The 11,039-nt window shown below is 74.4% G+C and carries 10 protein-coding genes; 9 read left to right on the top strand and 1 reads right to left on the bottom strand.

The window, feature by feature from the left end:
* Window positions 1-282 precede the first annotated feature (282 nt).
* A complete protein-coding gene (locus tag JHAT_RS07695) occupies window positions 283-1,296 on the bottom strand; it encodes a zinc-binding dehydrogenase (RefSeq protein WP_077797278.1) in 1,014 nt (337 codons plus the stop codon).
* Between the two features lie 112 nt (window positions 1,297-1,408).
* On the opposite strand from JHAT_RS07695, the gene JHAT_RS07690 reads away from it, so the two are divergent.
* The 9 genes from JHAT_RS07690 to JHAT_RS07650 all read left to right on the top strand — a co-directional run bounded on the left by JHAT_RS07690 (window position 1,409) and on the right by JHAT_RS07650 (window position 10,945).
* Window positions 1,409-1,999: a TetR/AcrR family transcriptional regulator gene (locus tag JHAT_RS07690; protein ID WP_077797277.1), complete on the top strand. Its 591-nt coding sequence runs from the start codon at window positions 1,409-1,411 to the stop codon at window positions 1,997-1,999.
* Window positions 2,000-2,102: 103 nt separating this feature from the next.
* Window positions 2,103-2,555: a hypothetical protein gene (locus tag JHAT_RS07685; protein WP_077797276.1), complete on the top strand. Its 453-nt coding sequence runs from the start codon at window positions 2,103-2,105 to the stop codon at window positions 2,553-2,555.
* Window positions 2,556-2,717: 162 nt separating this feature from the next.
* Window positions 2,718-3,413: a bifunctional 2-polyprenyl-6-hydroxyphenol methylase/3-demethylubiquinol 3-O-methyltransferase UbiG gene (locus JHAT_RS07680; RefSeq protein ID WP_077797275.1), complete on the top strand. Its 696-nt coding sequence runs from the start codon at window positions 2,718-2,720 to the stop codon at window positions 3,411-3,413.
* A 171-nt stretch (window positions 3,414-3,584) separates the two neighbouring features.
* On the top strand, window positions 3,585-4,688 hold the full coding sequence (locus tag JHAT_RS07675) for a substrate-binding domain-containing protein (RefSeq protein WP_077797274.1): 1,104 nt from the start codon (window positions 3,585-3,587) through the stop codon (window positions 4,686-4,688).
* 124 nt (window positions 4,689-4,812) lie between these two features.
* The gene (locus tag JHAT_RS07670) at window positions 4,813-6,144 is read left to right on the top strand and encodes a sugar ABC transporter substrate-binding protein (RefSeq protein WP_077797273.1); all 1,332 of its coding nucleotides are present in this window, start codon (window positions 4,813-4,815) and stop codon (window positions 6,142-6,144) included.
* 25 nt (window positions 6,145-6,169) lie between these two features.
* The gene (locus tag JHAT_RS07665) at window positions 6,170-7,159 is read left to right on the top strand and encodes a carbohydrate ABC transporter permease (RefSeq protein WP_077797272.1); all 990 of its coding nucleotides are present in this window, start codon (window positions 6,170-6,172) and stop codon (window positions 7,157-7,159) included.
* Window positions 7,156-8,019 (top strand): carbohydrate ABC transporter permease, encoded by an 864-nt coding sequence (locus JHAT_RS07660; RefSeq protein ID WP_077797271.1) that lies wholly within the window; start codon window positions 7,156-7,158, stop codon window positions 8,017-8,019. Before JHAT_RS07665 ends, JHAT_RS07660 begins: the two co-directional genes overlap by 4 nt.
* 59 nt (window positions 8,020-8,078) lie before the next feature.
* Window positions 8,079-9,059, top strand: a complete 981-nt coding sequence (locus JHAT_RS07655; RefSeq protein ID WP_077797294.1) for a hydroxyacid dehydrogenase — start codon at window positions 8,079-8,081, stop codon at window positions 9,057-9,059.
* Complete coding sequence (locus JHAT_RS07650) at window positions 9,056-10,945, top strand: DUF2264 domain-containing protein (RefSeq protein ID WP_077797270.1); 1,890 nt, start codon at window positions 9,056-9,058, stop codon at window positions 10,943-10,945. Before JHAT_RS07655 ends, JHAT_RS07650 begins: the two co-directional genes overlap by 4 nt.
* Window positions 10,946-11,039: the final 94 nt, after the last annotated feature.

The following is an 11,039-nucleotide window of genomic DNA, read 5'->3' as shown; positions in this document are numbered from 1 at the left end:
CCCGCGTCCGTCCCCCGCGTCCTGCCGGGCGCGGCCGCGGCGCCGCCCGCGTCACCCGGCGCCCCGGCGGGCGTGGTGGCGGCCCTGGGCTCGCCCAGCATCAGCGCGACCGCGGAGAAGGTCGCGCGCCGTGCCCCGGTCGGGCGTCTGCGCCTGTTGTGTCCCACGGCGCACTCCTACGTCATGCGGTGTGACGGTCCCGGGCGTGAAGCGCCCCCGGCTCCATACGGGGCCGGGGCACCGGCGTTCGACCGCCTCGCGGATTCCCGGGAGTCCCTCACCTCACGGGCGCAGGATCAGCCGGATCGGGTCGCCCTCCTTCTTCTCCAGCCGGGCGACCGCCTCGGCGGCCTCGGCCAGGGGCAGGACCCCGCTGACGGACCCGGAGAAGTCCAGCCGTCCGCCCTGGATCAGCCGCAGCAGCTGGGGCAGGGCCACCGGCATGTCGGAACCGTAGTGGCCGAGGATCCGCTGCTGGAGGTAGCTGAAACGAGTGCCGTCCGTGACGCTGAGCGGCTTGTCGGTCAGGCCCACCAGCACCAGCCGGCCCTTGGGCGCGAGGACGGAGAGCGCCTGTTCGCGCACGGCCGGCACACCCGCGAAGTCGAAGGCTGCGGCGAGCCCCGCCCCGCCGGTCACCGCCCCGACGGCCTCGCGCAGGCCCGGGTCGGCGGAGTCCAGGGCGAGGTCGGCCCCGGCGGCCAGCGCACGCTCGCGCGCCACCGGGTTCGGGTCGACGGCGACGACCGGGCAGGCACCGACGGCACGCAACAGCCGCACGGCGTGCACGCCGAGCCCGCCGACGCCCCACACGCCGACCGCCTCGGCGGGGCGGACTCCACCGGTCTCGGTGATCGCGCCCCACGGGGTGGACACGGCGTCGGGGATGATCGCGCCCTGGTCGAAGGGGATGGCGTCGGGCAGCGGGGTCAGGGCGGTCGCGGTGGACAGCGCGTACTCGGCCCAGCCGCCGTCGTAGTCGACGCCCCGGGTGCAGGTGACGCCGTCGCGGACCTCGCCGGCGTGCAGCACGACCCGCTGCCCCGGTGCCCAGGCGGTGACGCCCTCGCCGACCTCGTCGATCGTGCCGGCCACCTCGTGGCCGAGGGTGACGGTGTCGCCCCGGAGGAGCATCGGTGTGAGCGTGCCGTCGATGAGGTGGACGTCGGAGAGGCACACTCCGGCGGCCTCGACCTTGACGAGGACCTCGCCCGGTCCGGGCTGCGGCCGGGGCACCTCCTCCAGCCGCAGGGTGCGGCTCGAGACGTGCAGGCGGGCGGCGAGCATCTGCGCCATGACATGACCTCCTCGGTGCGGCGGCGACCCCGGACGGCCTCATCGGCCCATCGCAGGTCGTCTTGCGTTGACCGTACATCCAACGCAAGTCGAATTGCTTTAGGGTGGTGCCATGATCTCTCCGGGACCCGCCGCCCCGCCGCTGCGCCGCCGCGGGGAGCGGATGCGGCAGGCCGTGCTCGCCGCCACGGTGGAACTGCTGTCCAGCCAGGGTCTGGCGGGGGCGACCGTCGGTGCCGTCGCCCGCGCGGCCGGGGTGCACGAGACCTCGGTCTACCGCCGCTGGGGCACCCGCGAGAACCTGATCCTGGACGCGTTGACCACACAACTGGACTCCGCGCTGCCGGTCCCGGACACCGGGCGGGTACGCGACGACCTGCTCGCCTTCTTCTCGTCGCTGGCCGGGCTGCTCGGCACCGCCCAGGGCCATGCCCTGCTCCGGATCGGCGTCGAGCACGACGACACCCTCGACGACCGCCGCGGGCCCTACTGGAGCGACCGCCTCGACCGCGCCGTCGTGATGGTCCGGCGCGGCGTCGAGCGGGGCGAGCTGGCGGCGGACACCGACCCGGGACTGCTGATCGAGGCGGTGAGCGGTCCCCTGTTCGCCCGGGCCCTGCTCAGCGGGGCGCCGCTGGGCGACGCGCTCGTACGGGGGCTGGTGGACCTGGCGCTGGACGGGGCCCGGGCCCGTCCCGTATGAGGGGCGTGCGCCGCGGGGTCCTGTTAGGCGGCCACGAGAGGGGAACCCGGGCCCCGTCGTGACCGTCGTGCGCCACCGCGCCCGTACCGAGGGAGTTGCCGGTATGCAGTCACTGATCAAGGGCCTGGTCGCCGGCGCGGCGGGGACCGTCGCGCTGAACCTCACCACGTACGGCGACATGCTGCTGCGCGGCCGGGGATCCAGCGACATGCCGGCCGAGGTCGCGGACCGGGTCGCCGACCGGGTCGGGCTGGTGCTCGGCGACGAGGAGACGAAGCCCCACCGCGAACAGGCCGTCGGTGCCCTGCTCGGCTATGCCACCGGCCTCGGGGTCGGCGCGGCCTACGGGGTGCTGCGCCGCCGGCGCGGACCGCTGCCGGACTGGGTGGCCGGACCGGTGCTCGGTGCCGCGGCCATGGTCGGCAGCGACGTGCCGGCCGCCGCGCTCGGCGTGACCGACCCCAAGCAGTGGGACCGGACGTCGTGGGTGTCGGACATCGTGCCGCACGTCGTGTACGGCTTCACGACGGCGTCGGTGTACCAGGCCCTGCACTGAAGGGCCGGCCGGCGGTCCTGGCGGTCCCCGTGGGCGCGGACGGCGGCGGGCCGCTCGCCCTCGCCACCGGGGTGTCCGGCGGAACCGGGGACGGCGCCGGGTGAAGGCTTCCGGCGGAACGCCCGGAGAAGTGCTTGCCGGTGGCTCTCGTACGGTGGAACGATGCTCCCGGCACCGGCTCACCCCATCGGAGGGACCCTCGTGACCGACGGACGGCAACGGCCTCCGGCCGCCGACGTGTTCGACGCGCTCGGCGCCGACTACGAGAAGGCGTTCGCCGGGTCGCGCGCGCACCGCCGCTCGCTGGAGTGGCTGCTCGGGCGACTCGAGCCGGGCAGCCGGGTGCTGGACGTGGGCAGCGGAACCGGGCGGCCCACGGCCGAGACCCTCGCCGGCGCCGGTCACCGGGTCGTGGGCGTCGACGTCTCCCCCGTCATGGTGGACCTGGCGACCCGGCAAGTGCCGGCCGCCTCCTTCCGGTGCGCCGACATCCGTGACGTACCGCTCGCGGACGGTTCGTTCGACGCGGTCTGCGTGTACTTCGCGCTGCTCCAGCTGGACCGGCGGGAGCAGGCGGACGTCGTCCGGCGCCTCGCGCGGGCGCTGACCCCGGCGGGACACATGGTCCTGGCCACCGTCCCGCTGGACGTGGAGGGCGTCGACGCCACCTTCATGGGGCAGCCCGTGCGCGTGACCAGCTTCACCGCGCCGGACCTCGTCGCCGTGGCCGAGGACGCGGGACTGGAGGTCCTGGAGCGGGAGGAACTGCTGTTCACCCCGGCCCACCCGGACGCCGGACCCGAACCGCACCTCTTCCTGCACTGCCGACGCCGGAACACCGCGGCGCCCGGCGCCTGAGCCCCCGCCGCCGGCGTCTTTCCGCGTCACCCCGTGAGCGCGAGACGCAGCGGCCCCGGAGCACCCCGAGCCGTAGCGTCGCGTCCCCCGCGGGACGGATACACCCGCCACGATCGATCGTTATGATGACGCCGAATCGATCAAACGAACATCTGTGGGTGGGGAGTCCTCATGCGGGAGCCGGTCGACGTCAGGCGCCAGCGGATCCTGGCGGCGGTCCAGGCGCGCGGTACCGCGCGGGTGCGCGACCTCGCCGACGAGCTGCAGGTCTCGGTGGTGACGGTCCGCCGGGACGTGGAGGAGCTGACGCGGGAGGGCAGGCTGCGCCGCGGACACGGCGTCGTCCGCTCGACGCTGCCCGCCCCCGAGGTGCCGGCCGGCGGCCTCGCCGACGGCGACCGGGTCGCCGTGGTCGTGCCGGAGCGGCACTCGTACCTGACCGAGACGCTGCACGGCGCCCGCACGGTGCTGGAGGAGGCCGGCGTGCGCCTCGCGCTGCACATCGCGCCGCAGGCCGCCGGCGCCGAACGCCCGCTGGCCGAGCGGGCCCTCGAGGACGGCGCCCGGGGGCTGCTGCTCGCGCCCCGGTGGAGCAGCCTGGCCGCCGAGGAGGCCGACCACGGGTGGCTGGCGGCGCTGGACGTGCCGACGGTGCTGATGGAGCGGCGGCCCCGGCGCGGCAGCGCGCCGCACGTACTGGACTCGGTGTGCTCGGACCACTGGTACGGGGCGCACCTGGCCGTGGAGCACCTGGTGGGACTCGGTCACCGGCGCATCGTGTTCGCGACCCGGGACGACAGTCCGACGGCGCGCACCCTGCGGGCCGCGTTCGCCGAGATCGCCGGGGCGCATCCGCTGGTGGAGCGGTGGGCGTGGGCGCTGAGCGCACCCGGGGCGGGGCAGGAGGGGCCCTATTCCGCGGACGAGACGGCCGAGCTGCCGGCGCTGCTGCGCGGGACGGGGGCGACCGCGCTCGTGCTGCACGGCGACGTGGACGCGCTGATGATCGTGCAGCGGCTGGCGGACGAGGCGGTGCGCGTGCCGGAGGACTGCTCGGTCGTGGCGTACGACGACGTGGTCGCGGGTCTCGCCACGCCTCCGCTGACGGCCGTGGCGCCGCCCCGCGCGGAGGTCGGCCGGGTGGCCGCCGAGCTGCTGCTCGAGCGCCTGCGGGGGGTCGGGGGCCGGCCCGCGCGGCGCGTCGAGCTGCTGCCGCGGCTGATGGTGCGCGGCTCGACCCGGCGGGTGGACGGGGCGGGCGGCACACCCGAATGAGCGTTTGAGCGTTTTATTTTCTTCTGATCGATCTATTGACCGTTTGCGTGAGGCGGTTCAGGATTCCGGGTGTCCCGACCAGACGTGTCCGCGGGGCGGGCACGCAGGAGCCGCGGGAGGCCCCATGCCCGGACGGCCCAGCCGTCGTTCCGTGCTCGCCGCGATGACCGCCGTACCCCTGACAGGAGCCGTGGGCGCCTGCAGCGGGGGGAACGGGGCCTCGTCGGCCCGCACGGGCACCACCACGCGCATCACCTTCTGGTCCGCCCTGCGCGGCAGCCAGGAGGTGGTCGACGCCTTCAACCGCACGCACCGCACCGTCCAGGTGGAGTTCCAGCAGATCCCCTCCGGCGGGCAGGGCGGCTACGCCAAGCTGAGCAACGCCGCCCGGGCCGGCAACGCGCCCGACGTCGCCACCCTCGAGTACCCGCAGGTCCCGGGGTACGCCATCGACGGAGTCGCCCGCGACATCACCGACCTGGTGAGCGACGGCCTGCGCCGCAGGCTGCTGCCGCAGGCCCTCGGACTGACCACCTTCGAGGGCCGGGTGTTCAGCGTGCCGCTGGACGTCGAACCCATGGTGATGCACTACCGCGCCGACCTGTTCGACCGCTACGGGCTGCGGGTGGCGCGCACCTGGGACGAATTCGCCGAGCAGGCCGCGACCGTGCGCCGCAAGGCGCCGGACCGGCGGCTGGTGCTGTTCCCGACCGACGGCATGACCCAGTTCGCCGCGTACGCCTGGCAGGCGGGCGCCCGGTGGTTCGACACCTCGAAGGGCGCCTGGAACGTCTCCCTCGCCGACGCGCCGTCCCGGCGGGTCGCGGACTACTGGCAGCGGCTGATCGACCGGGACGACGTCTTCGTGAACGCCGTCGAGAGCAGGCAGGCCGACGCCCAGATCGGCAACGGACTGGTCCTCACCCGGCTCAGCGGCGCCTGGGACGCCGGCGCGCAGATGAACGCGCGGCCCGGACAGAAGAACCGGTGGCGGATCGCGCCGCTGCCGCAGTGGGACACCGGCGACCCCTCCGTCGGCACGCACGGCGGCTCGACCTTCGCGATCACCAAGGACAGCCGCCACCCCGAAGCGGCCATGGAGTTCATCGAGTGGCAGGTCTCCCACCCCGACGCCCTGCGCGCCCGCCTGTCCAGCGGCACCAGCAGCCAGTACCCGGCCGCACCCGGGCTGGTCGCCGTGGGCCGCGAGGCGTTCGACCGGTCGTACTACGGCGGGCAGGACATCTACGGCCTGTTCCGGCAGGAGGCCGAGCGGATCGGCGAGAACTGGCTGTGGGGCCCTCGGATGAGCGCCACCCAGAAGGTCATGCAGGACTCCTTCGCCCGCGTCGGCGCCGGCCAGGGCTCCCTGGTCGAGTCCCTGCGCACCGCGCAGGAGGGCACCATGCCCGACCTCGAGGCCCTCGGCCTGTCCACCACCCAGCACAGCACCTGAGCCGACGAAAGGCAGGTGACACCCCATGACCACGACCACCACACCACGGGTGCCGGCCGGCACCGCGCGCGCCGGCGGCCCGGCGCCCTCCGCCACCGGCCCGCGGGCCCGCAGAGCGGCGAAGCGCCGCCGACTGACCGCCTGCGGCGTCCTCATGGCACCGTTCTTCGCCCTGCTGGTCACCGTCTTCCTGATCCCCGTCGGCACGGCCGTCCGCCTCAGCTTCTTCAGCGACGACCAGCCCGGCCTCGGTTTCGGCCCCGAGCGCACCGTCTTCGTCGGACTGCGCTCCTACGCGGCCGTGCTCACCGACCCGACCTTCCTCGGCGGGCTCGCCACCGTCGCGCTGTACTGCCTGATCTACATCCCGCTCATGGTCGTCGGCGCGCTCGCCCTCGCCCTGCTGCTGGACTCGGGCGTGGTGCGGCTGCGCGCCTTCGCCCAGATGGGCCTGTTCCTGCCGCACGCCGTGCCCGGCATCATCGCCGCCCTGATCTGGCTGTACCTGTACACCCCGGGCATCAGCCCGGTGATCGAGCTGTTCGCCCGGGCCGACGTCACCATCGACTTCCTCGGCATCCACACGGTGATCCCGTCCATCGTGAACATCGCCCTGTGGAGCAACCTCGGCTACAACATGGTGGTCTTCTACGCCGCCCTGCAGGCCGTGCCGCGCGAGGTGATCGAGGCGTCGGTGGTCGACGGCGCCGGGCCGGTGCGCACCGCGCTCCAGGTCAAGACACCGCTGGTGCGCGCCTCGATCGTGATGGTCGCGATCTTCACCCTGATCTGGGCGCTGCAGCTGTTCACCGAGCCGATGCTGCTCAGCCAGTCCTCCCCGATGATCAATTCCCGGTTCTCGCCGAGCATGTACATCTACGACGCGGCCTTCACCCGCAACAACTACGGCCTCGCGGCGGCCGCCTCGGTCGTCCTGCTGGTCTGCACCATCGCCCTGTCCTACGGCGTCACCCGCTTCACCAGCCGCGCCGACGCCGCCGAGGAGGCCCGATGAGCGCCACCGACAGCTCCCTGCTCCGCCCCGGACTGCTGGGCCGGGCGACGGTCAACGTGGTCGTCGGGATCTCCGTCCTCTACACGCTGCTGCCCGTGCTGTGGCTGGTGCTCGCCGCCTCCAAGAACCGGGACGCCCTGTTCGGCAGCGACCTGCTGTCCCTGAGCGACTTCTCCTTCGTACGCAACTTCCGGGACCTGTTCGCGATGGACGGCGGGCTGTACGGCCGCTGGTACCTCAACAGCCTGCTGTACGCGGTCCTCGGCGCCGCGCTGGGCGCGCTGCTGAGCGTGGCCTGCGGCTACGCCTTCGACAAGTACCGCTTCCGGCACAAGGAGAAGCTGTTCGGCCTGGTGCTGGCGGCGGTCATGGTGCCGCAGACCGTCCTCGCGCTGCCCCTGTACCTGATGGCCTCCGAGGCCGGCCTGGTCAACACCTTCTGGGCGGTGTTCGTCCCGGTGCTGTTCAACCCGTTCGGCGTCTACCTCGGCCGCGTCTTCAGCCGGGGCTACGTGCCCGACGAGGTGCTGGAGGCGGCACGGGTGGACGGCGCCGGCGAGCTGACCACGTACGTGCGCGTGGCGCTCAGGATGCTCGGCCCCGGACTGGTCACCGTCTTCCTGTTCCAGCTCACCGCGATCTGGAACAACTTCTTCCTGCCCATGGTGATGCTGTCCGACCAGGACCTGTATCCCGTCAGCCTCGGCCTCTACCAGTGGAACAGCTCGGCGTCCGTCTCGCCGGAGTACTACCCGGTGGTCATCATGGGGTCGCTGCTGGCCGTGCTGCCGCTCATCCTCGCCTTCGTGCTGCTCCAGCGTTTCTGGCGCAGCGGCCTGACCGCCGGAGCCGTCAAGTGACCCACCCGCACGCCCCCGACGCACCCGGTCCCGGGTTCCGGCCCCGTGCCGTCGTGGCCATGTCCCGGGACGCCGCCGCGGCCGTCCTCGACCCCCACTCGCTCGGTGCCTTCCGCGAGGTCTGCGACCTGGCCCCGCTGCCCGCGCTGGACGACCTGTCCACCCCGCGCGCCCGGTCGCTGCTGGCCGACGCGGACCTGCTGATCACCGGCTGGGGCTGCCCGCCGCTGGACGCCGGGGTGCTGCGGGCCGCGCCGCGGCTGCGGGCCGTGGTGCACACCGCGGGCACCGTCCGCGGGCACGTCACGGACGCGTGCTGGGAGCGCGGTGTCGAGGTCTCCTCGGCCGCCGCCGCCAACGCCCTGCCCGTGGCCGAGTACACCCTCGGCATGATCCTGCTCACCGGCAAGCGGGTCCTGGAGCGGGCCCGCGACTACCGGCTGGCCCGCTCCCGCGGCAACTGGCTGCGCACCCCGCGTTCCGTCGGCAACTACCGGCGCACGGTCGGCATCCTGTCGGCGTCGCTGATCGGCCGCCGGGTCGTCGAACTGCTGCGCCCGCACGACATCGACGTCCTGCTGCACGACCCCTACGTCAGCGACGCGGACGCCGCGGAACTCGGTGTCGAACGGGTCGGGCCGGCGGAGCTGTTCGCCCGCTCGGACACCGTCAGCGTGCACACGCCGCTGCTGCCCGAGACCCGCGGCCTGGTCAGCCGTGCCCTCATCGACTCCATGCCGGCCGGGGCCGTGCTGATCAACACCGCGCGTGGCGCGGTCGTCGACCAGGACGCGCTGACGGACGCCGTCCTCGCGGGCCGGATCCGGGCCGTGCTGGACGTCACCGACCCCGAGGTGCTGGCGCCGGACCACCCGCTGTGGGACTGCGAGAACGCGCTGATCACCCCGCACCTCGCCGGCTCCGAGGGCAACGAGTGGCGCCGCCTGGCCGACCTCGCCCTCGCCGAGACGGCCCGCTGGGCGTCCGGCGCCGGTTTCCTCCACCCCGTACGACGCGAAAGGCTGGCATTCCTGGCATGAGCATCCCGTTCGAACTGCCCACCGAGGACCGTGCGCTGAGCCCGTACACCGGTTGTACCCGCGCCCACTGGGAGGCCGTCGCGGACGGGCTGCTGTGGGCCGCGTGGCGCTGGGGCACACCGGGCTGCGCGCTGCTCGACCTGCCGGGCAGGCCGTCGGGCTCCGGGGTGCGCTCGGACGGCCTGGAGGGCTTCGCGCGGACGTTCCTCGCCGCCGCCTTCCGGGTCGCGGGCGCCGACGGGGACGATCCGCACGGCTGGCTGGAGCGCTACGCGCGCGGTCTCGCCTCGGGCACCCTGACGCCCGGGCGCGAGGACACCGAGTCCTGGCCGCTGATCCTCGACCACGACGTGCAGGGCCAGCCGATGGTGGAGTCGGCGTCCGTGGCGCTCGGGCTGAGGCTGACCGCGCCGTGGCTGTGGAAGGACCTCGACGCCGGCGTGCAGGACCGGGTCGAGGAGTGGCTGCGCGGGGCGCTGCGGCACGTTCCGGCGCCGAACAACTGGTACCTGTTCCCCTACACGGTCGCCGGGTTCCTGGAGTCGGTCGGCCGCGGCGACGCGGAGACGGCGGCGGCCCGGCAGCGGGCCCTGGAACTGCTGGAGGGCTGGTACCGGGGCGAGGGCTGGTACGCCGACGGCGACGGACGCGCCTTCGACCACTACAACGGCTGGGCGCTGCACCTGTACCCGGTGCTCGACGCCCACCTCGGCGGTGACGGCGGCCTCGCCGCGCGGTACGGCGAGCGGCTGCGCGCGCACCTGGAGGGCTTCGGGCTGATGTTCGGCGCGGACGGGGCGCCGCTGCACTACGGCCGGTCGCTGGCGTACCGCTTCGCCGCCTCCTCCGCCGTGGGCCTCGGCGCGCTGACCGGGTACACGCCGCTGTCGCCGGGCGCCTCGCGGCGGCTGGTCAGCGGCAGCCTGCGGTACTTCCTGGACCGCGGGGCGCTGACCGACGACGGGCTGCTCAGCCTGGGCTGGCACGGTCCGCACGAGGCGACGCTGCAGCACTACTCGGGTCCGGCCTCCCCGTACTGGGCGTCCAAGGCGTTCGTGTCGCTCCTCGCGCCCGCCGGCCACCCGCTGTGGACGGCCACCGAGGAGGCCGCGCCGGTGGAGGAGGCCGACCGGGTGCTGGCCCTGTCCGCGCCCGGGCTGCTGCTGCAGTCGACGCGCGGCGACGGGATCGTACGGCTGCACAACCACGGCAGCGACCACGTCCGGCCGCACGAGGGCGAGTCGGCCGCCGAGGACGACCCGCACTACGGCCGGCAGGCGTACTCGACCCGGACCGGCCCGACGGCGTCCGGCAACGTCGCGGACAACCACCTGTCGCTGGAGGTGAACGGCCGGCGCAGTGTGCGCCGCCGGATCCACCCCCTCGGCGCGGGGCACGGCGACGGCTGGGGCTGGGCGGCGTCCTGGCACCGGCCCGTCTTCGCCGGCGGCCCGCCGATGGTGCCGGGGCTGCGGGTGGAGAGCGTGACCGTGGCGCGGGGGCCGTACGAGCTGCGGGTGCACCGGGTGACGGGCGCCCCGGCGGGGACGCGGCTGACGCACACGGGGTGGGCCGTCGGCCCCGACGAGCCCCTGGTCTCCGCGCTGCGGGGCCTGCACGGCTGGGGTGCCGAGCCCGAGACGGTCCGCGCCCCGCAGGGCACGGCCTACGCGCCGTGGGCGGAGCTGCCCCGGCTGTCCGGCGAGGCGGGCGGCACCTCGCTGCACGTCTGCCTGGCCGCGCTCGCCGGTGAACCGGGACCCGGACCGCTGGCGGACGCCGTCACGCAGGTCGTGGCCGACGGCACGGGTGTCGAGGTGGTCTGGGCGGACGGCGGTGCGCGCACGCGGGTCTCGTTCGAGCCGGTGCGGGTCACGCACGGCTGAGTCACGGCCTCCGGGAGGCCCCGGTCGGCGTTCCGCCGGGCCGGGGCCTCCCTCGTGCGCCCGCCTCCGGTGGCGTGCGGCCCCGTGGGTGGGA

Origin of the sequence: Streptomyces sp. JHA26 (assembly GCF_002005565.1) — a bacterium.
Taxonomy (GTDB): domain Bacteria; phylum Actinomycetota; class Actinomycetes; order Streptomycetales; family Streptomycetaceae; genus Streptomyces.
Note: the sequence above shows the minus strand (reverse complement) of the source record. Positions and strands in the feature narration are given on the sequence as shown.